Genomic DNA, 25,103 nt, shown 5'->3' with positions numbered 1-25,103 from the left:
TCTGGCAGACGCGTTACTCGACGAACGCGTATTCGCCCAGATCACACAGGTTCATACCATAGTCTTCAATCGATTCTCCGTCGCTGAAAACACCGCGGATGTCATAGACACACGTGGTCAGCCCGTCCGCGATGAGGACGCCCACTTCGTAATCCGCGCCCAAATATCCACCCTCAAGAAGGTTGCCTTCCCAGCTGCCGGATGAGGCCGGAGACACGTTGAACTCGACCAGATCATAGCTGGTTTCATTGATAATCAAGAATTCCAGATCCTCGGCTGCCGCCGAAGTCGCCATCAACAGTGTTGCAGTCAACGCTGCTGCTGCTCGCATTTTCATGAAGTTTCTTCCTTGTCTGTGTTTCGGCCCGCACAGTGTCGCGGCGGCGGGTCCGCGTCAAACGGAAAACCGTATCGCAGCGGCCGATTTTTATCGAACCGATCCACGCAATCATCAGTTGTAAGGACCGTTGGGCTCACGCCGCTTCACTGTCGGCCTGTTGACGGTTCCACAGCTGGGCATATCGCCCTTCGCGGCGGAGCAGCTCATCATGCGTGCCCTGCTCAATGATCTCACCACGTTCCAGCACGACGATCCGGTCGGCCTCGGCAATGGTGCTAAGGCGGTGTGCGATGGTGATCACCGTCCGCCCCTCACCCGCTCGGGCCAAAGCATCTTTGATGTCCTGCTCGGTATCCGTATCCAAGGCTGACGTCGCTTCGTCCAACAACAGGATCGGCGGGTTTTTTAGCAAGGTTCGGGCGATGCCGACGCGTTGCTTTTCACCGCCTGATAGTTTCAGGCCGCGTTCGCCGACCTTGGTATCGTACCCTTCTGGCAGGCTGACGATGAAATCATGAATCTGCGCGGATTTGGCGGCGGTCTCTACATCCTGCTGGGTCGCGCCTTCACGCCCATAAGCGATATTGTATCGGATCGTGTCATTGAACAGGACCGTATCCTGCGGAACGACACCGATCGAGGCATGCAGGCTTGACTGGCTAACATCGCGCACATCCTGCCCGTCGATTTTCAGCGACCCGCCGGTGACATCGTAAAACCTAAATAGCAGCCGCCCGATTGTGGACTTCCCAGACCCGGTGGCGCCGACAATCGCAACGGTCTGACCGGCTGGTACGGTCAAAGAAACGCCCTTGAGGATTTCGCGATCAGGCTCGTACCCAAAGCGGACATCTTCAAGCGTGACCTCCCCACCATTTACCTTCAGGTTCGGGGCGCAGGGTTTATCCATCACTTCCGCTGGCTGCTCCAACAGATCAAACATCTGCCCCATATCCACCAGTGATTGACGAATTTCGCGGTAAACCGTGCCAAGAAAATTCAGCGGTACGGTTATCTGGATCATGTAAGCATTAACCATCACGAAATCGCCGACGGTCAGCGCCCCCTTCTGCACGCCCATTGCAGCCAGAACCATCACGCCAATCAGGCCACATGTGATCAGGAACGACTGACCAAAATTCAGGAATGCCAGCGAATAGGCCGTCTTCAGCGCGGCCTTCGCGTAACCTTTCATCGAAACATCATACCGTTCGGCTTCGCGGGTTTCGGCATTGAAATACTTGACTGTTTCGAAGTTCAGCAGGCTGTCGATGGCGCGCTGGTTGGCCTCGGTATCCTGATCGTTCATCTCGCGCCGCAGCTTCACGCGCCACTCGGTCACCGCAAAGGTGAACCATATGTAAAGCGCAATCGTCACCGCAACGACGACCAGATACCAGACGTCGAATAACCATAGCAGGATGATCGACACCAGAAGCAATTCCAGGATCAGCGGCCCGATTGAAAACAGCAGAAACCGCAACAGAAACTCTACGCCTTTCACGCCCCGCTCGATTATCCGGCTGAGACCACCCGTGCGCCGGGTCACGTGATAGCGCATCGAGAGCTGGTGAATGTGCTGGAACGTCTCAAGCGCCAGCGCGCGCAGCGCGCGTTGCCCAACCGGCGCAAAGAACGCATCCCGCAATTGCTGGAAGCCAACAGTCATCATGCGGGCCACACCATAGGCAACGGTCAATCCGATTGCACCCAACGCAAGCGGCGGTACACCTTCGCCCGCCAAACCATCCACGGCACCTTTGTACAGGATGGGAGTATACACAGCGATGAGTTTGGCCAGCACCAGCATCGCCATCGCCAAAATGACCCGCCGTTTCACCCATGGCTCGTCCTCGGGCCAAAGATAGGGCGAAACCTTGCGGATGGTTCGCCAGCCCGAACGATGCTCGTCCGTGTCGGTTTTGATCGCGGATGGTTGTCTCATCACGTACCTTAACTGCGGTCAGAGAATTGCCCTGGCCCGGGTTGGGCCAGTGGTCATGTTTATTCAGGAATGGTGAAAATCTGCCCTGGATAGATCAGGTCAGGATCACGGATCGAATCTTTGTTAGCCTCGAAAAGTTTGACATACAGCACACCGTCACCAAACCGGTCGCGCGAGATCGCCCAAAGCGTATCACCCTTTTGAACCGTGACCGAGCGGATCGCCGGAGCGTCGGTTGAGGCCTCACCCGGATTGGTGGTTTCGGTCGCGCGCAGGACCTCGACGGGTTCGCGTTTGAACGGCGTCTCAAGCCTGCTGACCACAGTGCCATCAGGGGCAACCTCATCCACTCTCAGAGTGTAAACTCCGGGGTCAATGCCCTCGACCTCGCCGCGCCATTGCCCGTCAGTCGCTGGTGCAATGTCGGCCACAAGCTGGTTGTCCAGATACAAGCGTACGGCCGATCCATCCTGTGCCCGCCCGGTCAATTCCACATCACCCGCGTCCGAATAGCCAATCGTGTCCAGGGCAATCTGCTCTGGCGGCGTATCCTGAACAGTGGGTGCTTGCAAAAGTTCAACCCCTTCTTCGCCCGAGCGCAGGATCGCAACCTGCTGGTCAGGCGCGTCGCCTGATTCCGGCTGAGTTTCAGTCGCGGGCGCGGTCTCATTCACAGGTGGCGTTGCGGCACCTGCAACTTCTGGTTCATTCTCTTCGGTTTCAGCTTGGTTGGCTGCTTGCTGATCGGTTGTTTCCGTATCCGTCGTCTGTGCCTCGGCAACCTCTTCGACCGGCTCATCGGCAGCGGGCTCTGACACGGTCGGCAGGACCGGTTCGGGCAGCGCCGCGATCAAATAATCATCTGAACGGCTGGTGTCTTCGCCTTTCCGGGTCTCAAGAACAAGCCCGCGAGCGTCGACTGCAAACGGGATCGATACAAACTCGGCGAACTGGCCGCTGTCATCGACGGTAAAGCTGTGAACAGTCTCACCGTCCAGCAAAACACTGACCTCGGACCCCGGCTCGGCATTGCCGGATAGTACCGCGTTTCCATCGGTTTCAACGAATATCTGATCCAGAACCGGCGCGGCCAAAACCGGAACATCCGCTTCTTCGCTATCCGGAGTTTGATCGGAAATCTCGGGCGGTGTGTATTCAGCAACAGATTCGCTGGCTTCCGCCGCCTGGCTTTCGGGCTGCGCCTCCGCTGGCTGGGTTTCCGGCTCGGCGACCTCCGCAATCGGCTCGGATGTTTCGGTTGCTTCCTGCTCAGCCTGCTGTTCCGGCTCGCCGAACAGACCGGACAGGTACAACCCGCCCGCGACGAGCACCACAACGATCCCGGCAACCAGCCCCCATATGAAGGTACCAGAACCTCCGCTTCCCGATTTGGCGTTCATTCTTTTCCTTTCACTCCGCCCAGGAAATGCCCAGTTTGGCGCGCATTTCATGGAGCGGTTGAGCCAACCTATCAATCCCGCTATCAGGGGTCAAAACCCCTAACACAAGAGCAGAAAGCCCTACCTATGTCCCAGAAATCCGTCTGTGTGTATTGCGGGTCACGCAATGGTGTGAATCCTGCCTACTCCGCCGCTGCCCACAGCTTTGGAACCTTGTTGGCCAACGAAGGCTGGCGGCTGGTCTACGGGGCCGGAGATGTGGGTCTTATGGGCGAGGTCGCGCGTGCAGCACAATCGTCCGGCGGCGATACATTTGGGGTGATCCCGGTGCACTTGCTTCAGCGCGAGGTCGGCAAGACCGACCTTACCCGGTTCATCGTGACCGAGACGATGCACGAGCGTAAAAAAGTGATGATCATGAACGCGGATGCCGTAGTTGTCCTGCCCGGCGGCCCCGGATCATTGGACGAACTTTTCGAAGCACTGACATGGCGGCAACTGGGGCTTCATGACAAACCCATTCTGGTGATGAATGTTGACGCGTACTGGGACACGCTGCACACGCTGCTGAATCAACTGATCGGTCAGGGGTTTGCAGATGGTTCTCTGGCAGAATTCATCACCTGGGTCGACACACCGGATGCGACCATGTCCGCGCTTCGCAAATTACTGAACTAAGAAAAACTGGCAATCGGGCGGCGCAAACCGCCCGAGTCTCAGTATTCGTTTAGGCAGGTTTCGCCAACCGAGTCTTCAGTATCCGTTCGACCTTGTGCAACGGGTGGTTTGTGAGTGTTTTGTCGACTTCGGCCACAACCTTTGCCAGCACTTCACTGTGCAGCCGACGGCGCAACAGGCCCAGAACATGCGGACTGGCAACCAACACCAATCGTTTATAGGCCCCTTTCAGCCCCTTGCGATTCAGAAGGTTCGCCACATCCTGAACGAACAGAGATTTTGCGTGGGACTTCCATGTCTCCTCTTCAACTGCAGATTTCTGGTTCGGTCCCGTATCGGGTCGCCGCCCTGCCCTGTCACTTGGCTTGGTCGGTGCTGCGTCCTGTTCTTCGACCGACACGACGACCAAGTTGGGGTCCTGTGCGTCCGTGATATTCTCCATCACCAGCGCTTTTTCCCCATCGGCGATGATAACCCATGTTCCCTGTTCAAGTGCAGCCATTCGTGATCTCCTGTATCGCTTAGGTTGGCCTTCGCCTGTCCCTTAGACACACCTGTTTAACGATGCGGCGTTGGTGTTTCGCTCGCATTTTGATAGGTTTTTGGTTGATTGGCGGTACTCTCCCTCCGCCTACTTTACGTAGGTGCTGAAAGGCCGTGCACAATAGGTGGAATAATGAAAGTTGACGTACCGGCAGGTTTTTACCGGCCACCCATCAATTCATAACAAAAAGCCCGCCAGCATCACTGCCAGCGGGCCATTCATTAAGTTCTACCAAGTGGAAATCACATCCGCGAGGCGACGTTTTCCCAATTTACAAGATTGTCGAGGAAGTTCGACAGATACGCCGGACGCTTGTTGCGGAAATCGATGTAATACGAGTGCTCCCACACATCACAGCCAAGCAGTGCGGTTTGACCGAAGCACAGCGGGTTCACGCCGTTTTCAGTTTTCGTCACTGCCAACGAACCGTCGGCATTCTTGACCAGCCACGCCCAGCCGGAACCGAACTGACCGGCACCGGCAGCGCTGAACTGCGACTTGAATTCGTCAACCGAACCGAAGCTTTCGGTCAGAGCCTTCTCCAGCTCACCGGGCATCGCGTTGCCACCGGGGCCCATCATCTCCCAGAACTGGTTGTGGTTCCACAGCTGGCTGATGTTGTTGAAGATACCGTTCTGCGCGACGGCATTTGCGTCGTATGTGCCAACGATGATCTCTTCCAGTGACTTGCCGTCCCACTCGGTGCTGGCGATCAGCTTGTTGCCGTTGTCGACATAGGCCTTGTGGTGCAGGTCATGGTGATATTCCAGCGTTTCCGCGGACATACCCTTGGCTGCCAGCGCGTCATGTGCATAAGGAAGATCAGGAAGTTCAAAAGCCATCTCGGCCCCCTGTTGAAAATGAATGTTGCGGTTCCAAAGGTTAAATGCTTTGACAGCCGCCGCAGGTCAAGGGCCGCAACACAAAAACCCGGAGGTCCGCGATGCTGACACAGGCGCGCAAAATGTTCTATCGCGCCCGCGGATACTATGCGGGCAACTTGAACGGTGAACCCTTTCGCCTGGACCCCTATCACTCGAAATTCTGGCGCAAGGTATCAGCCGGGGAGTGGGAACCTGAGACATTTTCGGTGCTGGACCACTATCTGTCGCCCGAAAAGGACTATCTTGATATCGGTGCATGGATCGGCCCCACGGTCCTCTATGCCGCGCGCCGCGCTCGCCATGTGTGGTGTTTTGAGCCTGACCCAGTGGCTTACCGCCATTTGGTCTGGAACCTAGAGCTGAACGACATCCGAAACGTATCAGCCTTCAGCATCGCCTTGTCAGATGGGTTTGGAGTGACACGAATGGCTTCAGCGCACGGAGAGGCAGGCGATTCAACGTCATCATTGCTCCACGAAGGAAGCCATGGCACCGACGCACTTACCATCGGTTGGGATCAATTTTCTGAATCCGTCGACCTGACTGATGTCTCTTTGGTCAAAATGGATATCGAAGGCGCTGAATTTTCGGTCCTGCCTTCTATGCTGCCTTGGTTAGAAAAAGATAACCCTGCGCTGTTTCTCTCAACGCACGCACCTTATCTGAGCGCAGACAACCGCAGCGCGGCCATGAAAAAACTATCAGAAGACCTGGCTTTCTATCGCCAATGCCACGACCCACACACAGGCGAAACCGGCAAGTCAGCCCTCACGGGCCAGCGTGCACTCACTCAGTTCCCGACATTCCTGTTCAGCACGACCCCCTGAGACCCGAACCAGAGATCCGGCCTTCATCTAAACAGAAATACCCTGGGAGTGAGGCCGCAGGCCGAGGGGGCAAAGCCCCCACACCCACATATCATCAGGCGATCAGGGCTTAATAAACCCCGACCTCGCTGCCGGGCTGCGCCGCAACCTTCAGCAATTTGAACGCATAGTCCGCCGCAGAGCGGAAGCAGACGATGCGGAAAGTTTCAGCGTCGTCCATCCAGAAGGCACCTGCCACCTGCGCCAAACGCGAACGGCGGATCTGGCCGGGTTGGAATGCCTCGGCCGACAGCTCGACCGGAGCGAGCTTGCCCAATACCTCGCGCGCATTCGCGCCCGAAACACGGAACACAGCGCGCGCGTCGGAGACGTTGACCGCCAGCGCGTGCGTACCGCTTAGCGCGTTGGTCATCGCGGCCAGTTTGGCCTCGACCTCGGCATAAGGCACAAGCACCAGCAATTCGTCGGTGGACATCCAGCAAACACCGGTGTCGCCATTCACAAACGCTTCACGCTGAAGGGGCACTTTCTGCCCGGTGGCGTCTTTGACAGCCTTAGCCAGTACCTTATCCGACAGATCACCGCGCAGTGTGATCATGCCCTGCAGGCCACATTCCTCGATCTTGGCGATGCCATCATATGAGGCGTGGTTCAGTGCGCTGATGGGTTCAGACATTCTGCTTCTCCCCGTCCTTGTCATAGAAGATCGGGTCCACGATCTTGGCCTTGTAGGTTTTGCCGTCAGTGCCCGGGAACTCGACCACTTCGCCCATCCGGTCGGGGCCGTGTTTGATCAGGCCCATGGCGATGCCTTTGCCCAGATTGGCCGAGTAGTAGGTCGAAGTTACGCGACCGATCATGTTGCGCTGACCGTTCGCATTCACGCCCTCGCCCACCGCATAGGCACCGTCCGGCAGAACCGATCCATCCACAGTCTCAAGACCAACCAGTTTCCAACGCTCAGGATCGGCCATATGGGTCCGCGAATGGGCGCGTTTTCCGAGGTAATCCTCTTTCTTTTTGGACAGCGCCCAGTGCAGCCCCAGATCCTGCGGGATCACGGTGCCGTCGGTCTCATCGCCGATCATGATAAAGCCTTTCTCGGCACGCAGAATATGCAGACATTCGGTGCCGTATGGCATCACTCCGAACTCCTGCCCTGCCTCGATCAGAGCGTCCCAGAACGCCTGACCTTGGCTTGCAGGGACCGCGATCTCATAGGACAGCTCACCCGAGAACGAGATACGGTAGGCCCGCGCGTCGAACGCGCCGATCTTGCCATCGCGCCATTCCATGAAGGGCAGCGCCTCTTTCGACAGATCCATGCCGCCCAGCTTCTCAAGTACCTTGCGGGCGTTCGGACCTACCACGGCGACCTGCGCATATTGCTCGGTGACGTTCGCGACGTAGACTTTCCAGTCCCACCACTCGGTCTGCAGCCATTCTTCCATGTGGCCATGGATACGCTCGGCCCCGCCGGTGGTGGTGTGGCACAGCCACGTGTCCTCATCGATGCGGGCAACAACGCCGTCGTCGATCAGGAAGCCATTCTCGGAACACATCAGGCCATAGCGGCATTTGCCGACCTTCAGCGTGGACATCATGTTGGTGTACATCATGTCCAGGAACTTGCCTGCGTCGGGGCCTTTGACGATCAGCTTGCCGAGGGTCGAAGCGTCCAACAGCCCGAGGTTTTCGCGGGTGTTTTTAACCTCGCGATTCACCGCATCATGCACGGATTCTCCGGGTCGCACATAGGCATAGGTTCGACGCCAATGGCCGACCGGCTCCCAATCGGCCCCGTTCTTATCGTGCCAGTTATGCATCGGCGTTTGACGGATCGGCTGGAACACCTCACCACGCGCTTCACCACCAATCGAAGCCATCGAGATTGGAGTATATGGCGGGCGGAAGGTGGTGGTACCGACCTTCGGGATCTCTGAATCCAGCGCATCAGCAAGGATTGCCAGACCGTTGATATTACTCAACTTACCCTGATCCGTTGCCATGCCCAGCGTGGTGTAACGCTTGGTGTGCTCGACACTTTCATAGCCCTCGCGCGCAGCCAGTTGCACGTCCGAGACCTTGACGTCGTTCTGGAAGTCCAGCCACGATTTCATGCGCAGATCAATCTCGGCATTAGAAGGCATGAGCCAGACAGCGGCCATTGGGGCCTCGGCCGTAGTCTCACCAACTGGCGCTTTGGTGCGCTTCGCGGAGAACCCGGCCGCCTTCGCTGCCGCTTTGCCGGCAGTATCTGCATCCTTCAGGACATCCCCCAGGGCCAGCGGGCCGTTCGAAGCCCCTGCCGCCAGAACAAAACCTTCACCGTCTGCCCCCAGCGGAGGACGTGAAGGATCGGGGCGGAAATGCGCGTTCGCCTCGTCCCAGATCAGCTTACCGCCGCAATGCGACCACATATGCACGACCGGAGACCAGCCACCTGACATGGCAATCGCATCGCATTCGACCTCTTCCCGGGCGCCTCCGATCCCCTCTTGATTGCAGATCGCAACTTTCTTGACCCGCTTGCCGCCTTTGACCTTTGCGATCGCCTTGCCCGGATCGACGCGGATACCCAGCTGACGCGCCTCTTCGGCCAGAGGTCCGGCGGTGTCGCGCGCATCAACCACGCGCAGGACATCGACACCGGCCTGTTTCAAGGTAATTGCAGTCCGGTAGGCGTCATCATTGTTGGTGGCGACAATCACACGCTCGCCCGGCGTCACGCCCCAGTTGACCACATAGTCGCGCATGGCAGAGGCCAGCATAACGCCAGGCACATCATTGCCTGCGAATGACAGCGGACGCTCGATGGCACCGGTCGCGGTCACGACCTGCTTCGCACGAATGCGCCACAGGCGGTGACGCGGCCCCTGAACACCCGGTTTGTGGTCTGTCAGACGCTCATAACCCAGTACATAACCATGGTCATAGACCCCCGCACCCATGCAGCGGTTGCGCATGGTGACGTTGCCCATTGTTTCGAGATCGGAAACCAATTGTTCCACGAACTTATCCACAGGCTCGCCATTGATGGTTCCGCCATCAACCGGAGCGCGACCACCCCAGTGCGCAGTCTGCTCGATCAGCATCACCTTGGCACCGGTTTGGGCTGCCACCTTGGCGGCCTGCAAACCCGCGACACCACCGCCAATCACCAAGACATCGGTGAAGGCGTAAAAGTGCTCGTATGTGTCCGCGTCACGGTTGTCCTTGTCGGGCGCTTTGCCCAAACCCGCCGACTGGCGAATAAACGGCTCGTAAACATGTTTCCAGAACGGTTTCGGATGGATGAACATCTTGTAATAGAATCCGGCTGGCAGAAACCGCGACAGATGCGTATTGATCGCGCCGATGTCGAACTCGAGGTTCGGCCAGTGGTTCTGTGATGCGGATGTCAGACCATTGAACAGCTCTGTCGTGGTGGCGCGCTGGTTCGGCTCGAACCGGTTGCCCTCACCCAGACCGACCAGAGCGTTTGGCTCTTCCGCGCCACTGGCGACCACGCCGCGCGGGCGGTGATACTTGAACGACCGGCCCATCATCATCTGATCATTGGCCAGCAAGGCAGACGCGAGCGTATCGCCCTCGTAGCCCTGCATCGAGGTGCCGTTGAAGGTGAAGTTGACCTTTTTGGACCGATCAATCAAACGGCCATGTTTTGCGAGACGGGTGCTCATGATGCGGACCTTTCGCAGGCGGTATTTTGGATGGCTGTACGGATCATTTGTACTCTCTCCACGTCCAGCCGGTACGCTTGGCGGTGATGGCATCCTTGATCTCTTGCGGCGGCTCGGTTGTCTGCGCCGAATAGGTGCCAAAGACCTCAAGCGTGTTCGTACAGCGCGCGGCGTGGAACCACTTGCCGCACCCATTGGCATGGCGCCAGCGTTCGAAATGAACGCCTTTGGGGTTTTCGCGCATGAACAGGTAGTCGTGGAACTCATCATCTGACGAGCCCGGGCCATAACGCTTCAAATGCGCCTCGCCACCTGCAGCCAGTTCAGTTTCTTCGGCTTCGACGCCGCAATAAGGGCATTTCAAGATCAGCATGTGATCATCCTCTTGGCAGCAGGCGAGACGTATCTGCCTGCAAATTCTGCGTGACGGGCGTGCGAGATTTTTCGACGAAAAATCTTCATCAGTGCGCCACCCCGGCCGCGACGCTTTCGTCGATGAAGCGGCCCTCTTTGAAACGATCCAGCGAGAAGGCTTCGGTCAGTGGTGAATGCCCCGTGGCCATCAGCTGTGCCATGCCCCAGCCCGATCCCGGAATGGCCTTGAAGCCGCCGGTGCCCCAGCCTGCGTTGATAAAGCAGCCATTAAGCGGTGTTTTCGACAGGATGGGTGAACGGTCGCCGGTCATATCCACAATACCGCCCCACTGGCGCAGCATTTTCAGGCGCGAGATCATCGGGAAAGTTTCGACCAATGCGCGTACCGTTTCCTCGATATGATGGAAGCTACCGCGCTGGGTATAGTTGTTGAACCCGTCCGTGCCACCACCAATCACCATCTCGCCCTTGTCGGACTGAGACATATAGCCGTGTACGGTGTTCGCCATCACAACGACATCCATGCAGGGTTTGATCGGCTCGGACACCAGCGCCTGCAGCGCGACGGCCTCAAGCGGCAGACGGAAGCCCGCCATCTCAGCCAACTGGCCGGAATGCCCCGCAACCACGATGCCCAGCTTGTCACAATCGATGGCCCCTTTTGTGGTATCGACCCCGACAACACGACCGTTTTCAGACCGGACACCTGTAACTTCGCATCTCTGGATAATGTCCATACCCATGGCCGAACATGCGCGGGCATAGCCCCATGCCACCGCATCATGGCGCGCGGTCCCACCACGTTCCTGCCAAAGCCCGCCCAGAACCGGATAGCGCGGACCTTCCAGATTAATGATCGGCACCAGTTCTTTCACACGCTCGGGCCCAATCCATTCGGTCTGAACACCCTGCAGCGCATTCGCATGCGCAGTACGCTGATAGCCGCGAATCTCGTGCTGGGTCTGCGCCAGCATGATTACGCCACGCGGACTGAACATGATGTTATAGTTCAGTTCCTGGCTCAGATCTTCGTAGAGACCGCGCGCCTTTTCGTAAATCGCCGCTGACGGGTCCTGCAGATAGTTCGATCGGATGATGGTCGTGTTCCGACCGGTGTTGCCACCGCCCAACCAGCCTTTTTCTATTACGGCGACGTTCTGGATGCCGTAGTTCTTGCCAAGATAGTAGGCTGTTGCCAAACCGTGACCGCCGGCCCCGACGATAATGACGTCATAGCGCTTCTTAGGCTCCGGCGAACGCCATGCGCGCTCCCATCCGGTGTGATAGCGCAGCGCTTCGCGCGCTACAGCAAAGGCTGAGTAGTGTTTCATGTGCGAATCCGTCCGGTCTTCGATGATTGGGCGCAGGTATGCCGTGCCCGTACATTTTAACCCTGCCGCGCAACGCCGCAATAATGCACTATTGCGACATGAGCGCCCTTCGCGGCTATTTGTCCCTTTTTTCCATGCGCCGACAGGTCTAAGTCAGGGCAACCATTTTGGAGGGACCATGCCGTTCTGGGTTCTCATCTTTTTGATCGCGCTGCTGATCGCGATTTTCCTGAGTTACACGATGCTGCGCGGTCGTCGCGGCACCGGCCCGACAGCTGCTTATGATCTGCGAGTCTATCGTGAACAGCTAGCAGGCGTCGACAAAGACTTGGCGCGCGGCGTGATCGCGAAAGCTGATGCCGAGCGTGTACGCACGGAAATCTCGCGCCGTATCCTGGCCGCAGACGCGCAGATGCGCAATGAAGACAAAGGCACCGGGCCATCACGCTTGGTTACCATAATAGCGTTCCTCGCCATGGCCGCCGTTCTGGTTGGTGGCGGGTTGGCGATGTATCGTCAGTTGGGTGCCGCCGGTTTCCCTGACATGCCCCTTTCAGTTCGTCTGGAAATGGCAGAAGACCTGCGCGAAAATCGACCCAGCCAGGCTGAGGCCGAGGGCATTGCCACACCGCTCCAGACGCCTCCGCTGGACGAAAGCTATGCAACTTTGCTGAACCGGCTGCGCGAAACTGTGGCCGAACGCCCCGATGATCTGCAAGGCCATACCCTGCTGGCACAGCATGAAACCAACGCGGGGAACTTCAAAGCAGGGTATGAGGCACAAACCCGTGTGATCGAACTGTCGGGTGACAATGCCTCGGCTCAGGCCTATTCGGATCAGGCAGAGATGATGATTTTGGCCGCTGGCGGCTACGTCTCACCAGAAGCGGAAGCCGCCTTGCGACAGGCGCTTGAGCGCAATCAGCGCTTGGGTCCTGCCCGGTATTATTGGGGGCAGATGCTGGCACAGACCGGGCGGCCTGATATGGCTTATCGCGTTTGGGTCGAAACCCTGAATGACGCCCCGGCCGGCGCGCCATGGGCGAATGCCATCCGGTCACAGATCGATGAATTGGCATTCCGCGCAGGCGTGTTCAATACACCCGACTTTTCTGCTGCATCCGGCCCCAGCCAAGACGATGTAAATGCCGCTGCCGAGATGTCGCCAGAAGAACGACAAGAAATGATCCGCGGTATGGTCGATGGCCTTTCGGACCGCCTTGCGACCGAGGGCGGGACACCCGAGGAGTGGGCACGCCTGATTGCCGCCTTGGGCGTGCTGGGCGAAGGCCAACGCGCCATCAAAATCAGGAACGAAGCCAAGGAAGTATTTGCGGGTAACGCCGAAGCGTTGGAGATGATCGACGCTGCCGCGCTGCAGGCCGGAATCGCTCAATGATCCACGACGCGTTCGAAGACTTCGCAGCATCCCTGCCCCCAATGTCAGCCCTGATGGGGCTGGATCTGGGAGAAAAGACCATCGGCGTTTCCGTCTCGGACCGGATGCGCGGCGTGGCCACCCCGCTTGAGACGGTGCGACGCAAGAAATTCACACTGGATTCCGCGCGTTTGATCGAGATTGTGACCGAACGTGAGATCGGCGGAATCATCCTCGGACTGCCGCGCAACATGGATGGCAGCGAAGGGCCGCGCTGCCAGTCAACCCGCGCCTTCGCACGAAACATGACCCGTTTGACCGATCTGCCCATCGGTTTCTGGGACGAACGACTAAGTACCGTTGCGGCAGAAAAAGCACTGCTTGAGGCGGATACGACACGAAAACGTCGCGGACAGGTTATTGATCACGTCGCAGCAGGTTATATTCTGCAAGGCGCGCTGGACAGACTGCGCTTTCTTTGACGGATCGGAAAACGCCCATGACGAATATGGTTTGGAAACGGGACGAGGTCGAAAGCCCTTGCATCCAAATCTGCGTCGTTCATCCGACCGAACGTATCTGCACCGGCTGCTACCGCACCATTGAGGAGATCACGCGCTGGTCAAAGATGGACAGCACCGAACGGGCCGAAATCATGCAGGATCTGCCGGAACGCAAACCCCGTCTGGCAAAGCGCCGTGGTGGCCGTGTCGCCCGGCTGCAAGGGTCCTGATCCGCAAGCCTAGTATTTTGGCGACCGCGCAGGCTTAAGATCACTCAGAGATTCGTGATCCCGCAACTCAGAACCGAACAGTTCAACCAGCTCGTTCTGGTTTGTCGTCTTTGCAGGTCGCGGGCGCAACTCAGCTTCCAACTCGTGGCTTTCAGCCTGTTCGGGGGTGTCCTTCGAAAGAATGCGCTTTAGTACTGAGCGAAAAATCATTGCTCTTCCAATATGTAATAAACGACGCGCCACTGCGGGACCGTTCCGAACACCGAGGGGGAAGAGTCCGGAAGCTGTGTTTGAGTGAGTGGTGGCCCACAGCGACGCGAAACAGCTTGTTGCCTCTCCCTCTAAATTCGGGACAGGTAAGGACTTTTTAAGTTATTTGACCAACCAGTCAATAATAGCGCTAACTTAAAGTTGCATTCCGTAACGTCAACGCAAAAAAGAACAATGCCTATGATTGCAAGACATTGTTTCTGAAACATTTTTAGAGCATTTAGCCAGTCGCAAGCCAGGTTATTGCATTCTCGTATTCCTCCGCCGGGAAATACTGAGTCCGCGTTCCCAGAACATGACTGGCCATGCGTTGCGCCATTTTTTGCCATGTCTTGTCACCGACAATCGCTGCACGATCCAGCATCCCAATGTGACCAGCCGCCAGTCTGAAATGGGCTGCCATTGCAGTCAGACCCTGCCAACCATCGAACTCGCGCAGATCGATCAACAGGCGAAACCCGTCACGTTCGCGCAATAGCGCATCAAGATCGGTTTGAGCCTGACCGTATTCCTGTGAATCCAGTTTGCCCATCAGGCTGATCTGCACGCAAGGTCCGCCCAGATCCGTCACGTGGATCGCCCCGAGAGATTCGCGCATCCAGCGACGCGCTTCCTCCACCTCATCCATTCCAAAAACGTGCACCGGGCAAGGCAGGATCGGGGCAGCCAGGCGGACGCTTGTTTGCACCCATCCCTGGTCCGCCACAACGCCAATCCGGTCGAATCCGCGCCAATGGCTGAGCCCCAACTTGGTATCAGACCATGCGGCACCCAGATCATATCCCTTGAACTCGGACCCAACGATCGCCAGCAGACGTATGGCGTCGTGCTCTTCCAATGCGGCCTCAATAGCGGGAACAAGCGTGCTCGCGTAATCTGCGCTAGTGACCTCGCCCGAAAGCTCGACCTCAATAAGGGCACCATCTGCATTCGTGTGAACCGTAATCATCGAACCAACTCTCCAAAGCCAAACAATGGCAGGAGGTTACGGGGATTCGAGCCATTGCGCTACACCACCAGGCAACTGAGGGCGGAAATAGGCGATCATCCGTCCATCCGGTCCAGCGCTGGCATTCGGACCCCATGGTGCAACACCATGCAGACAGTGGCGGTGCAACAGATAGGCTTCGCCTGGGCGTGCTGGTAGTTCGAGGCGCGGACAGGTCTCGAATACTTCGCGGCGCGCAGCCTGATAGACATCTGTGATATCGGCCTCGCCCAATTCATGCCGCGGCACCTTCTTCATCGCGGACCGAAAAGCATCGCCGAGGATTTTGTGGCTTCCCTCCCACAGCACCATTGGTGCTGCGTCCACACTGGCCTCGGTAAGTGGGATACCCAATATCCAGGCATGAGGTTCATCCACCCGCCGTCGTCGATCAGGGCCAGCTGGCTTGAGCCCGTCCACATGCGCCGCATCTCGCCGCGCACGATACCGCGCCGCAGCCTCGCTTTCGCCACGCCGGGGTTGAGGGTAGCCCGGATATATTACCGACACCTGCCCTTTGTGCAGATCAATCGATCCAAACTGCTGATGTGCCAGTTCGATGGCCGCGCCCGCCAGTGCAGGCGAACCCGCGACCCTGCCCTGCGCATCATTGTCCAGTGCATCAACGCCAATGAACCACGTGCCATCGCAATCGTGCCAAGCTGCATGAGCCGGATCGCTGACGGACGCACGCGCAGTGGGAAGAGCGTGCGCCACCCAATCCGCCAACGCTCCATCATAAGGAAACTTTACCCAACCTAGCTCGTAAAACGTCGCTACCACCCCAACGCCTTTCTCAGCATATTCAGAGCAACCAGTGTAAGGAATACCGCGAAGACCCGCCTGAGCGGCTTCGGATCCATCGCATGCGCCAGCTTAACGCCCCACGGGGCGGTGATCATAGTCATCGCAACGACGATACCGAAAGCCACCAGATTGACCGCGCCAATGGTCAGCGGCGGGCGATGCTCCGGAGCGATGTTGAGAAATAAGAAACCCAGCACCGACGGTACAGCGATGATCACGCCAAAGCCCGCTGCGGTCGCAACCGCCCGGTGGATCGGAGTGTTATAAAGGCTCATGAGCGGAACACCGAAACTGCCCCCGCCAATTCCCATCAGTACCGACAGAAACCCGACCGAAGGCGAAAGCACAGCGCGGCGCAATCCCTTGGGCATTGCATCCCCCAACCGCCACTCGGATTTTCCCAAACCAAGATAGACGCCGATGACCATGCCAAGCATGCCGAACAGCGCCTGCAAAAACTCTGTCCTCAGAGCTGAAGCCACTAGAACACCGATCACCGCACCCACCGCTATGCCTGGCCCCCAGCCGCGCAGGATGCCCCAATCCACCGCGCCTTTCTTGTTATGGCTAAGAACCGATCGGATCGACGTTACAATGATCGTCGCCAGCGAAGTTGCTAGGCATAGCTGCATCAGCTGAGGCCCGCCATATCCAAGTGTCTGAAACGCATAGAAAAACGCGGGCACCAGAACGATTCCACCACCAACGCCCAAAAGCCCAGCCAACACCCCGGCCAAAGCGCCGATCACAAGCAAAAGGCCCAGCATCTGGGCCAGCAACATCGTCTCGGGCATCATTCCCCCATAGCGGCTCGAAGCCGTCTTAGCCTACCTGTTCCACCTGCGATAGCGCAGCGACAGAGTCCAGAGCCTGCAGGATCACTTCTGGGCCGGCATTCTCGCGCACAGCACCTTCGGAGAGCATCCGCCGCCATCCCCGCGCACCGGGACGCCCCGCGAACAGGCCCAGCATGTGCCGCGTGATCTGGTGCAATCGACCACCGTCGACAAGATGCGCCTCGACATAGGGCAGCATATTTTGCACCACTTCAATGGGATCCGCGACACTGCCCGTTCCAAAGATCAACGGGTCCGCAGCCGCCAGAATATCTGTCGGTTGGTGATAGGCGGCACGACCGATCATGACACCATCAAGCCCAGCCTCCAGATGCTGTTGCGCCTGAGCAAGCGACGTAATGCCACCATTGATCGAGATGTGCATGTCCGAAAAATCAGCCTTCATCCGGTGCACAAGACCATAGTCCAACGGTGGAATATCCCTGTTTTCCTTCGGGCTTAACCCCTGCAACCAAGCTTTGCGCGCATGGATCGTGACACGTTGGCATCCGGCCTCGCGAATTTGGTCGAGGAAAGCAGGTAGCACTTCTGAAGGTTCCTGTTCGTCAACACCGATACGGCATTTCACCGTGACTTCGACCTTCACTGCCTCGCGCATCGCCGCAACGCATTCCGCGACCTTTTCGGGTGCGCGCATCAATATCGCACCAAATGTCCCTGATTGCACCCGGTCAGACGGACACCCACAGTTCAAGTTGATCTCGTCATATCCGGCTTCAGCGCCCAGCATGGCCGCCTGCGCCAATTCCTGCGGGTCAGAACCCCCTAGCTGCAACGCAACCGGGTGCTCCTGAGGATTAAAGTCCAGCAGATGCAGCGCGCCGCCGCGCACCAAAGCAGGCGCTGTGACCATTTCAGTATAAAGCAAGGTCTCAGAACTCAGCAAACGATGCAGAAACCGGCAATTCTTGTCGGTCCAATCCATCATCGGCGCGACAGACAGTCTCGCACTTCTACGGATGTCTACAGGTTTCTTATCCGGCATATCTTGCTCATGTCATCGGAACGCAGCTTTCGCCAAGTACCGGGTATACAGAAAGACCTGCAACCGGCAAACCGTTCTTGGGTTTTGGGAGATGGTACCGCCTCCCTGGCTTGAACAGGGGACCTCTGGATCCACAATCCAGCGCTCTAACCAACTGAGCTAAGGCGGCACTTGTGAGGGGCGATTTAGCGAAGGCGTACGGGGATTGCAAGGGGATTAAAGCTGAATTCGCCAGCTTTGTTCGACCAGATCGACACCGAAGGAATGCACCGGCTTGCTGTCGACAAGCTCCCACCCAAACGCACGATACAGCCCGCAAGCGGCGGCGTGACTCTCATGGGTCCACAGCACCATCTGGCGATATCCTGCGTCGCGGGCGAAACCCATGCAGGCAGTCAGTAGCCGCTTGCCCAGCCCCTGTCCACGAGCCTCGGGCAGCAGCAGAAACAACCGCAGCTTGGCGGTTTGATCATCCAGCCTGACACAGAAAATACTACCCAAACGATCCCCGTCGCACTCGGCGATCCAGCCTTGTTCGCAAGTTGGATCGTGATCCGCGATGAATTCCGTCAGAATGCGGGCAACCAGCGGGCCGAAACTGTCATCAAAACCTTCGTCGCGGGAATAAAGCACTCCATGCTGTTCTACCAGCCACGGCGCATCCTCGGCGCGGAAAGGTCTGAGCGTTGCCGTCTCCATGCCCTATCTGAACCCATAGTCGGCTTGATTCTCAACCCATCGCGCGTTAGCACCAAAGCGCATTTCCCGGAGGCGAACATGAGCATCAATACCGAACGCGATATCGAAGCGAACCTGCAGATCGGCCCCACCGATCATGGTATGGTGCGGCTGTTCATTGAAGGTGCCGGTATTGAGATTCCAATGGATTTCGACCCCGAAGAGGCCGAAGAAATCGCCGAGGAAATCCGCGCCGCAGCCCAAGCCGCGCGCGCCATCAAAAGCTAAACCCTAGGGTCGCGCAAGGCCTGCAACCGACGTGCAGAATCCATCGCGAATTTCTGAACCATCTTTTTGCGCCGCGCCGGAGCCAACTTGGCTTCTGGCCCCATTCGGATGATTTCAGCATCATAGGCATCAGCGATGATCAAGCCTGTTTCCGCAGGCAGAAGCTCGGTCGGGAAATCCGTATCAACCGCCCAAAAGAATCGGTCACACCAGTCAAGATAGCCCTGCCATTTAGAATCCGACTGATAATCGGCGCGGCTGGATTTACACTCGACCACCCATATCTCGCCCTTTGGGCCCAACCCCATCACATCGACCCGCAGCCCTCGGGTAGGGACAAATTCTTCAATCGAAACATAGCCGTGGGTCAACAAGTGACGCGAAACACCACGGGCCAGCTTTTGTCCGGGCTGCATAATTAGTGTCATTTCGAGAATGTGAACAATTCATGAACAAAAATCAAGCAGCTTGACATGGTACCATTTGGTATCGCAATAATGTGAAACCAAATGGTATCCAATAAAAGGTGCCCGATGAATACACAGACCCAAAACGCATTTCGCGCCCTGGCGGACCCGACCCGCCGCGACATCGTTCAGATGCTGGCAGCACAGGATATGACGATCGCTCAACTAACCGAACGTTTCGACATGACCCGCGCGGCCGTCAAAAAGCATCTGACCGTTTTGTCCGACGGAGGATTGATCACGGTCGAAGCTCGTGGACGCGAACGCATCAATCGCCTTGAACCCAAAGGAATGGCTCCGGTTCTGGACTGGCTCAGCTACTTCGACCGGTTCTGGGATGATCGCCTCGCAAATCTGAAGAAAGCTATCGAAGGGAATAAGAAATGACAGACGCAGTTTTGCAGAAAACAATCTTTCTCCGCGCTACGCCAGAAATCGTTTGGGACTATTTGACTGATCCCGACCGGTTGGCCGAGTGGTTTCACAAACCCGAACGTCCCCTGGCCGCTGGACAAAAGCTTGAGATGTTCGGGACGACCAGTGGCGACCTTCTGATTTGGGGTGAAGTGCGTGAAGCGAGACGTCCAGAGTATCTTGAATATACATTCACCATTAAACCGATGGGCGGCGCCGAAAGTGTGGTCAAGTGGACGCTGGAACCCGTCGCCGGCGGTACACGCCTTGGACTGCTGCACGAGGGCTTACCTCAAGGGGCTGACGCCTTTGGCCTGATCCTTTCGCTGGATGACGGATGGGATGAACATTTCGGCAAGATGCGCACCGCATTGCACGAAACTGTTGATGCTTAACCCCTTGTGCGAACCTGCTTCAGGCCCTACTTAGGCCCGTGGCGGGTTCTGCCCTTCTTGTGACAGGTAGCATTCTGGTGGCCTTAAGCAATTCCGAGGGGGCTGGCTCTGTTCAGGTCCTGGCCTGATTACCTGGCGCCCACCTGTACATACAGGTCCTCGGGAATCAAACCGCACGGTTGACTGGTGGTCCCGCCACATATTTACCTAATAAATCAGCGCCCTGCGCGCACTTCCTGTTTGATCGGCGCAGGCTTCAAACCATGAGCAATCGGTGTTCCACCACGTGGTTTGTTCGGCTTCTCAGCCATGCTCATGATAGCATAGGCGAACTGCACACCCGCAAAGACGATCCCGTTCATGAACCAGATCATGGCCAACGCGATCAGACCAATTTCCGAACTGGTGATTAGATGCCGTAGATTGGCCACGTTGAGCGCCAGCAGCACCCCGACAAAGACGGCCGAGATCACAAAGCCCCAGATGACTTGCGTAATGTAGAGACGGACCAGTTTGGGCATGGCGAACCTCCTTGCGCTGTGATGGTGAGTCTAGCGCATGCAGGGTCGCGGTAAAGGCGTCAGAACGCCTCGGGCTGGGCTTCGCGCGCCATGTGATCCAGCACAGCGTTCACGAATTTGGGCTCTTTGCCTTCCGGGAAGAACGCACGTGCGACATCGACGAATTCGGTGATCACGACCTTTGGCGGCGTGTCGCTCTGGGTCAACTCAGCCCCGGCCGCGCGAAACACAGCGCGCAGGGTCGGATCGATGCGCGCAATAGGCCATTTGGCGACCAATGCACGATCGGTCATCTGGTCGATGGTGGCCTGATAGTTCACGGCGTCATCCACCAACTTGCGGAAGACACTAATATCGCCATCCAGCATCTCATCCCCCTCGTAGACCGCGCCAAACCGATGATCCAGAAACTCATTCACAACCTGTTCAGTCGTCTGGCCCGACTGCTCCATCTGGAACAGTGCCTGCACGGCATAAAGCCGGGCGGCGGATTTCATAAGGCGTTTCTGGTTGGCCGGTTTCGGCGCGTCTGTCTGGGTCATGCTGTCGTGGGTCCGTTGCTGTCGCCCGCCACAAGGATGGACTCGGACGGTGGCTTGAAGCCCACGCCCTTTTTGGAAGAGCCCCACTTACGGCTGAGCGCGATCAGATGCAAGGCCGCAGCCGCCGCTCCACCGCCTTTATTCATCTTTTCGGGGTTTGCACGTATCTCGGCCTGTTCGTCGTTTTCGACAGTCAGGATGCCATTTCCGATCAGCAGGCCCTGCAGGCCCATCAACTGGATTGCACGGCTAGAGTCGTTGCAGACGGTTTCATAATGCGTCGTCTCGCCCCGAATGACACAGCCCAACGCGACATAGCCGTCGTAGTTACACTGGCGGTCGGCCATGGCGATAGTGGTTGGGATTTCCAGCGCACCGGGCACTTCGACCACGTCGCAGGTTCCGCCTGCGGCCTCGATCTCGGCCTTGGCACCAGCGACCATGTTGTCAGCGATGGCACGGTAGAACGGAGCTACCACCAGCAGCAGTTTCACCGGCTTGTCGAAGCTGGGAGTCGGCAGAATGCCATGTTTGTCTTTTTCAGCCATTATCAGTCTTCCTTGAGGATCGAGCGGGTGCCGACGATTGACAGTCCAAACGCGTCGAGCCCCAGATATACGGTTTCAGGCGAGTCTGTCAGCAACACCAGTTCCTGAATACCCATCTTGGACAGGATCTGCGCACCCAGACCGGTTTGCTTGATCGTGCGCGGGCCTTCGTCGTCTGCGGCATACAGCGAATTTCGCGGCTGACGGAAAAGGCAAACGACGCCGCGCCCCTCTTCGGCGATCTTTTCCATCGCGCGGGGCAGCTCTCGTGAAGATTTCGGGCCAAGACCCAGAATATCGGGCGCTTCATGCAGGGCGTGGGTCCGGGTCAGGACCGGCTCGGGCGTTGTGATGTCGCCCTTGATCATGACAACGTGTTCGATACCGTGGGTCTGGTCGGTGAAAATCCGCATCTCCCATTCGCCACCGTATTCGGAATTCACTGTCTCGCGCGAAGTTTCAACCACCAGATTGTCGTTACGCGAGCGATAGGCGATCAGATCACTGATCGTGCCGATCTTCATGTCATGCTCTTTGGCGAAGGCGACCAGATCAGGTAGGCGCGCCATTGTGCCATCGGGCTTCATGATCTCGCAGATCACGCCCGAGGGGTTCAGCCCGGCAAGACGCGAGATATCAACGGCGGCCTCGGTATGCCCCGCCCGCACCAATACCCCGCCCCTTTTGGCGCGCAAGGGGAAGACATGGCCTGGGGTCGCTATGTGAGCCATAGTGTTTTGCTCGTTGATCGCGGTCGCCACCGTTAGTGCGCGATCAGCGGCCGATATTCCCGTCGAAACTCCCTCGCGGGCTTCTATAGACACGGTGAAGGCTGTCTCATGACGCGACGAGTTGTTCACCGCCATCATCGGCAGCCCCAGACTATCGATTCGTTCAGCCGTCATCGGCAGGCAGACCAACCCGCGCCCATGGGTCGCCATGAAATTGATCGCCTCCGCGTCAGCGAACTCGGCCGCGATCACCAGATCACCCTCATTCTCGCGGTCCTCGTGATCCACAAGAATGTACATCCGGCCCTTACGGGCCTCTTCGATGATCTCTTCAATCGGACTGATCGCCTCGCGCAATTGGGCCTCTACCGGTCCGGGGGTTTCAAAACTCATAGGGCAGCCTTTCGCACAACGGGTTTGAATGGCGGGATAGACCAGAGTGGACGCAAAGACCAGCCTGTAAGCACTGCGAGATAGATTGATATGCCCAGCGCTATAGGGCCAGCGATGAAATCTGGTGCCAACTCAGTTTACCAATCCTATGCGCCAGTTTTGACTTAGGCCTTTTCTGCGCATTGTTGCCAATAGCTGAACCTTTAGGCCGGTTGCGTGAACTTTGTCCACAAATTGCCCCAATTGGGCCCTTGGATCGCCTGATATCCTGGGCACCAGTCATTGTATAATGTCCTAGCTAGACGAGAATTTGAGCCCAGTGTCTAAGACCGCTGATCTGCCCGCTGCGAATTTCGTGCGTGTAAACGCCCTTCGGCGAAACAGGCTGCTGCTATCACTCATTGCACTGCAGATGGTCTATGCCATTGCCGTTAGCATCTATGTAGGACGGTCATATTGGGATTTTTCGACCTCTTCCCTGATTGTCATCTCAGTTCGTCTGCTTGGTTTCATGTTCGCAAATTTCGTTCTTTGGCGACTTGGCGTTGCCATGTTCGTTGTGCGACCCAAAAAGCCAATTCAATGGATGTTGCAAGATCTGCAATCCAAGATGGCAGATGTTGAAAAAGCGACCGATGCGGTTATCTGCTTTCTCAGCATCGTCGCTCTTATCCTGACCTATACCTTCCTGAAGAACGAAATACATGCTGTGAATCCGACACTCTGGGATGAGCAATTTGTACAATGGGACCGGTTTCTGCACGGCGGCGTCGATCCGTGGACTTTGCTATGGCCCATTTTGGGATCACCAATCGTAACCACTGCGATAAATGGCGCCTATCACATCTGGTTTCCCATGATTTACATTGCGGTTTGCGTCGCCTGTCTGGACCGCAGTGACCCGAACCGCAGCACCGTTTTTCTGGTTGCGTTTGCATTGTGCTGGTTTGTAGGCGGCAACGTGATTGCAACCATCTTTGCCTCGGTTGGTCCCGTTTACTACGAACCCTTCAATCTTGGCTCTGACTTCGTTCCGCAGATAGAGCTGTTACGCAATTCACACGAAATCAGCCCGGTCTGGGCGCTGAATGTGCATGAAATGCTGTTGGATGGTTATCGGAATAATGGGCTAGCAGGCGGAATCTCGGCGATGCCCAGCATGCATGTTGCCTCTACCGTGCTGCTGGCGTTCTACGGCTTCACCTATTCGCGTTGGCTCGGCTGGGCGCTGTCGGTGTTTGTCTTCATCATCTTATTAGGCTCGGTTCACCTCGCCTGGCACTACGCCATCGACGGGTATGTCTCAATCCTGCTGGCTTCATGCTTCTGGTGGCTGTCCAAGAGGCTGACGGCCAAATTTGGACCTTCCACCTGAAGGTCAGGACATCTCGGCCAGTCGCGCGACGTATCGGGCCAGGGTATCGATCTCAAGGTTCACGCGATCACCAACCGAGACGTCACCCCATGTGGTGACCTCTTTGGTGTGAGGGATGAAGTTGATACCAAAGTCACACCCGTCCACATCATTAACCGTCAGCGATGTGCCGTTCAGTGCAACGGACCCTTTCGGAGCGATAAACCGGGCCAGATTGGCAGGCGCCCGCAATGTCACCCGCGTGCTGTCACCCTCGTCTATCACAGAGACCACCTCTGCCACGCCATCCACGTGGCCCGAGACGATGTGCCCTCCCAATTCATCCCCGACTTTCAAGGCACGTTCCAGGTTGACGCGTTTGCCCACCTGCCAACTGTCCAGATTGGTTTTCGAAACCGTCTCAGCGCTGATCTGCACATCATACCAATCATCGCCCAACGCGATGACGGTTAGGCAGACGCCATCGCTTGCGATGGAAGCGCCAATATCAATGCCCGCCGTTTCATAGCTTGTCTTGATCCGTGCCCGCAGGTCTCCCTGCTGGTCCAGTTCGGTAACGGTGCCAATATCGGTGACGATCCCTGTGAACATGTCATTAACCCTCTGAACCTAGCTTCAATAGCCGAGGTAAAGGCACGCAGCTCTACCGGCAAGCCCTGCCTTGCCGTGAAAACGACAAAGAGGCATAATTTTATACAAACGCACCAAAAGTCACCACACGAGCAG

General features: G+C 57.2%; 30 protein-coding genes and 1 tRNA gene. 9 read left to right on the top strand and 22 right to left on the bottom strand.

All coding sequences use genetic code 11. The features are described 5' to 3' along the window. Positions 1 to 13: 13 nt before the first annotated feature. The 3 genes from ACRZ9U_RS08285 to ACRZ9U_RS08275 form a co-directional block, all read right to left on the bottom strand. Entirely contained in the window at positions 14 to 337 is a 324-nt protein-coding gene (locus ACRZ9U_RS08285; protein WP_170403255.1) for a hypothetical protein, read from the bottom strand. Between the two features lie 136 nt (positions 338 to 473). Continuing rightward, positions 474 to 2,285 (bottom strand): ABCB family ABC transporter ATP-binding protein/permease, encoded by a 1,812-nt coding sequence (locus ACRZ9U_RS08280; RefSeq protein ID WP_170403258.1) that lies wholly within the window; start codon positions 2,283 to 2,285, stop codon positions 474 to 476. 59 nt (positions 2,286 to 2,344) lie between these two features. Next, entirely contained in the window at positions 2,345 to 3,685 is a 1,341-nt protein-coding gene (locus ACRZ9U_RS08275; RefSeq protein ID WP_170403261.1) for a LysM peptidoglycan-binding domain-containing protein, read from the bottom strand. A 126-nt stretch (positions 3,686 to 3,811) separates the two neighbouring features. Here ACRZ9U_RS08275 and ACRZ9U_RS08270 point away from each other — a divergent pair, with 126 nt between their 5' ends. Continuing rightward, positions 3,812 to 4,363, top strand: coding sequence for an LOG family protein (locus ACRZ9U_RS08270; protein WP_480901579.1), 552 nt, complete (start codon positions 3,812 to 3,814; stop codon positions 4,361 to 4,363). A gap of 49 nt (positions 4,364 to 4,412) precedes the next feature. On the opposite strand, the gene ACRZ9U_RS08265 is transcribed toward ACRZ9U_RS08270, so the two are convergent. Both ACRZ9U_RS08265 and ACRZ9U_RS08260 read right to left on the bottom strand, forming a co-directional pair. Continuing rightward, a complete protein-coding gene (locus tag ACRZ9U_RS08265) occupies positions 4,413 to 4,865 on the bottom strand; it encodes a baeRF12 domain-containing protein (RefSeq protein ID WP_170396355.1) in 453 nt (150 codons plus the stop codon). A 284-nt stretch (positions 4,866 to 5,149) separates the two neighbouring features. After that, positions 5,150 to 5,749, bottom strand: coding sequence for a superoxide dismutase (locus ACRZ9U_RS08260; protein WP_170403267.1), 600 nt, complete (start codon positions 5,747 to 5,749; stop codon positions 5,150 to 5,152). A 101-nt stretch (positions 5,750 to 5,850) separates the two neighbouring features. Between ACRZ9U_RS08260 and ACRZ9U_RS08255 the strand changes: the two genes are divergently transcribed. Continuing rightward, a complete protein-coding gene (locus tag ACRZ9U_RS08255) occupies positions 5,851 to 6,618 on the top strand; it encodes an FkbM family methyltransferase (RefSeq protein ID WP_170403271.1) in 768 nt (255 codons plus the stop codon). Between the two features lie 109 nt (positions 6,619 to 6,727). Here ACRZ9U_RS08255 and ACRZ9U_RS08250 read toward each other — a convergent pair whose 3' ends face one another. The 4 genes from ACRZ9U_RS08250 to ACRZ9U_RS08235 form a co-directional block, all read right to left on the bottom strand. After that, positions 6,728 to 7,294, bottom strand: coding sequence for a sarcosine oxidase subunit gamma family protein (locus tag ACRZ9U_RS08250; RefSeq protein WP_170403274.1), 567 nt, complete (start codon positions 7,292 to 7,294; stop codon positions 6,728 to 6,730). Further along, positions 7,287 to 10,301 (bottom strand): sarcosine oxidase subunit alpha family protein, encoded by a 3,015-nt coding sequence (locus tag ACRZ9U_RS08245; protein ID WP_170403278.1) that lies wholly within the window; start codon positions 10,299 to 10,301, stop codon positions 7,287 to 7,289. The genes ACRZ9U_RS08250 and ACRZ9U_RS08245 overlap by 8 nt, the downstream gene beginning before the upstream one ends. 43 nt (positions 10,302 to 10,344) lie before the next feature. Continuing rightward, the gene (locus ACRZ9U_RS08240) at positions 10,345 to 10,674 is read right to left on the bottom strand and encodes a sarcosine oxidase subunit delta (protein WP_170403281.1); all 330 of its coding nucleotides are present in this window, start codon (positions 10,672 to 10,674) and stop codon (positions 10,345 to 10,347) included. An 88-nt stretch (positions 10,675 to 10,762) separates the two neighbouring features. After that, complete coding sequence (locus ACRZ9U_RS08235; protein WP_170396345.1) at positions 10,763 to 12,007, bottom strand: sarcosine oxidase subunit beta family protein; 1,245 nt, start codon at positions 12,005 to 12,007, stop codon at positions 10,763 to 10,765. A gap of 178 nt (positions 12,008 to 12,185) precedes the next feature. Here ACRZ9U_RS08235 and ccmI point away from each other — a divergent pair, with 178 nt between their 5' ends. The 3 genes from ccmI to ACRZ9U_RS08220 are packed head-to-tail and all read left to right on the top strand — an operon-like array spanning position 12,186 to position 14,118. Beyond that, positions 12,186 to 13,406 carry a c-type cytochrome biogenesis protein CcmI gene (gene ccmI, locus ACRZ9U_RS08230; protein WP_170403284.1) on the top strand — a complete coding sequence of 407 codons (1,221 nt, stop codon included), beginning with the start codon at positions 12,186 to 12,188 and terminating at the stop codon, positions 13,404 to 13,406. After that, positions 13,403 to 13,867, top strand: coding sequence for a Holliday junction resolvase RuvX (ruvX, locus tag ACRZ9U_RS08225; protein ID WP_170403288.1), 465 nt, complete (start codon positions 13,403 to 13,405; stop codon positions 13,865 to 13,867). Before ccmI ends, ruvX begins: the two co-directional genes overlap by 4 nt. Before the next feature lie 17 nt (positions 13,868 to 13,884). Then, positions 13,885 to 14,118, top strand: a complete 234-nt coding sequence (locus tag ACRZ9U_RS08220; protein WP_170403291.1) for a DUF1289 domain-containing protein — start codon at positions 13,885 to 13,887, stop codon at positions 14,116 to 14,118. A 9-nt stretch (positions 14,119 to 14,127) separates the two neighbouring features. Here ACRZ9U_RS08220 and ACRZ9U_RS08215 read toward each other — a convergent pair whose 3' ends face one another. From ACRZ9U_RS08215 to ACRZ9U_RS08185, 7 genes are all read right to left on the bottom strand, one after another. Then, positions 14,128 to 14,328: a hypothetical protein gene (locus ACRZ9U_RS08215; RefSeq protein WP_170403294.1), complete on the bottom strand. Its 201-nt coding sequence runs from the start codon at positions 14,326 to 14,328 to the stop codon at positions 14,128 to 14,130. A 280-nt stretch (positions 14,329 to 14,608) separates the two neighbouring features. Next, a complete protein-coding gene (locus tag ACRZ9U_RS08210) occupies positions 14,609 to 15,337 on the bottom strand; it encodes a SpoIIAA family protein (protein WP_170403297.1) in 729 nt (242 codons plus the stop codon). Positions 15,338 to 15,373: 36 nt separating this feature from the next. After that, positions 15,374 to 16,159: a hypothetical protein gene (locus ACRZ9U_RS08205; protein WP_170403300.1), complete on the bottom strand. Its 786-nt coding sequence runs from the start codon at positions 16,157 to 16,159 to the stop codon at positions 15,374 to 15,376. Beyond that, positions 16,153 to 16,977 (bottom strand): sulfite exporter TauE/SafE family protein, encoded by an 825-nt coding sequence (locus ACRZ9U_RS08200; protein ID WP_170396331.1) that lies wholly within the window; start codon positions 16,975 to 16,977, stop codon positions 16,153 to 16,155. The genes ACRZ9U_RS08205 and ACRZ9U_RS08200 overlap by 7 nt, the downstream gene beginning before the upstream one ends. 28 nt (positions 16,978 to 17,005) lie before the next feature. Beyond that, entirely contained in the window at positions 17,006 to 18,025 is a 1,020-nt protein-coding gene (dusA, locus tag ACRZ9U_RS08195) for a tRNA dihydrouridine(20/20a) synthase DusA (protein WP_170403303.1), read from the bottom strand. Between the two features lie 92 nt (positions 18,026 to 18,117). After that, positions 18,118 to 18,194: transfer RNA gene (locus ACRZ9U_RS08190), tRNA-His, on the bottom strand. 47 nt (positions 18,195 to 18,241) lie between these two features. After that, complete coding sequence (locus ACRZ9U_RS08185) at positions 18,242 to 18,724, bottom strand: GNAT family N-acetyltransferase (RefSeq protein ID WP_170403306.1); 483 nt, start codon at positions 18,722 to 18,724, stop codon at positions 18,242 to 18,244. Positions 18,725 to 18,802: 78 nt separating this feature from the next. Between ACRZ9U_RS08185 and ACRZ9U_RS08180 the strand changes: the two genes are divergently transcribed. After that, positions 18,803 to 18,991: a DUF6324 family protein gene (locus ACRZ9U_RS08180; RefSeq protein WP_170396325.1), complete on the top strand. Its 189-nt coding sequence runs from the start codon at positions 18,803 to 18,805 to the stop codon at positions 18,989 to 18,991. Here the strand turns inward: ACRZ9U_RS08180 and ACRZ9U_RS08175 are convergent. Further along, positions 18,988 to 19,419, bottom strand: a complete 432-nt coding sequence (locus ACRZ9U_RS08175; RefSeq protein ID WP_170403309.1) for an MmcB family DNA repair protein — start codon at positions 19,417 to 19,419, stop codon at positions 18,988 to 18,990. The two genes, ACRZ9U_RS08180 and ACRZ9U_RS08175, sit on opposite strands and share 4 nt — an antisense overlap. Positions 19,420 to 19,524: 105 nt before the next feature. Here ACRZ9U_RS08175 and ACRZ9U_RS08170 point away from each other — a divergent pair, with 105 nt between their 5' ends. Both ACRZ9U_RS08170 and ACRZ9U_RS08165 read left to right on the top strand, forming a co-directional pair. After that, complete coding sequence (locus tag ACRZ9U_RS08170) at positions 19,525 to 19,845, top strand: metalloregulator ArsR/SmtB family transcription factor (RefSeq protein ID WP_170396321.1); 321 nt, start codon at positions 19,525 to 19,527, stop codon at positions 19,843 to 19,845. After that, entirely contained in the window at positions 19,842 to 20,267 is a 426-nt protein-coding gene (locus tag ACRZ9U_RS08165; protein WP_170396319.1) for an SRPBCC family protein, read from the top strand. Before ACRZ9U_RS08170 ends, ACRZ9U_RS08165 begins: the two co-directional genes overlap by 4 nt. A 215-nt stretch (positions 20,268 to 20,482) precedes the next feature. Here ACRZ9U_RS08165 and ACRZ9U_RS08160 read toward each other — a convergent pair whose 3' ends face one another. From ACRZ9U_RS08160 to ribB, 4 genes are read right to left on the bottom strand one after another with little or no spacing between them, the layout of a single operon-like run. Further along, a complete protein-coding gene (locus ACRZ9U_RS08160) occupies positions 20,483 to 20,788 on the bottom strand; it encodes a hypothetical protein (protein ID WP_170403312.1) in 306 nt (101 codons plus the stop codon). A gap of 59 nt (positions 20,789 to 20,847) precedes the next feature. Then, a complete protein-coding gene (nusB, locus tag ACRZ9U_RS08155) occupies positions 20,848 to 21,330 on the bottom strand; it encodes a transcription antitermination factor NusB (protein WP_170396315.1) in 483 nt (160 codons plus the stop codon). Continuing rightward, a complete protein-coding gene (locus tag ACRZ9U_RS08150) occupies positions 21,327 to 21,878 on the bottom strand; it encodes a 6,7-dimethyl-8-ribityllumazine synthase (protein ID WP_170403315.1) in 552 nt (183 codons plus the stop codon). The genes nusB and ACRZ9U_RS08150 overlap by 4 nt, the downstream gene beginning before the upstream one ends. 2 nt (positions 21,879 to 21,880) lie before the next feature. Beyond that, positions 21,881 to 23,002, bottom strand: a complete 1,122-nt coding sequence (gene ribB, locus ACRZ9U_RS08145; protein WP_170403318.1) for a 3,4-dihydroxy-2-butanone-4-phosphate synthase — start codon at positions 23,000 to 23,002, stop codon at positions 21,881 to 21,883. A 319-nt stretch (positions 23,003 to 23,321) separates the two neighbouring features. Between ribB and ACRZ9U_RS08140 the strand changes: the two genes are divergently transcribed. After that, positions 23,322 to 24,377, top strand: coding sequence for a phosphatase PAP2 family protein (locus tag ACRZ9U_RS08140; RefSeq protein WP_480901572.1), 1,056 nt, complete (start codon positions 23,322 to 23,324; stop codon positions 24,375 to 24,377). 3 nt (positions 24,378 to 24,380) lie between these two features. Here the strand turns inward: ACRZ9U_RS08140 and ACRZ9U_RS08135 are convergent, their stop codons facing one another. After that, positions 24,381 to 24,968: a riboflavin synthase gene (locus ACRZ9U_RS08135; protein WP_170396310.1), complete on the bottom strand. Its 588-nt coding sequence runs from the start codon at positions 24,966 to 24,968 to the stop codon at positions 24,381 to 24,383. Between the last annotated feature and the right edge of the window lie 135 nt (positions 24,969 to 25,103).

The organism is Ruegeria sp. D7 (genome assembly GCF_056534355.1).
This window is presented reverse-complemented; position numbering and strand designations above follow the sequence as displayed.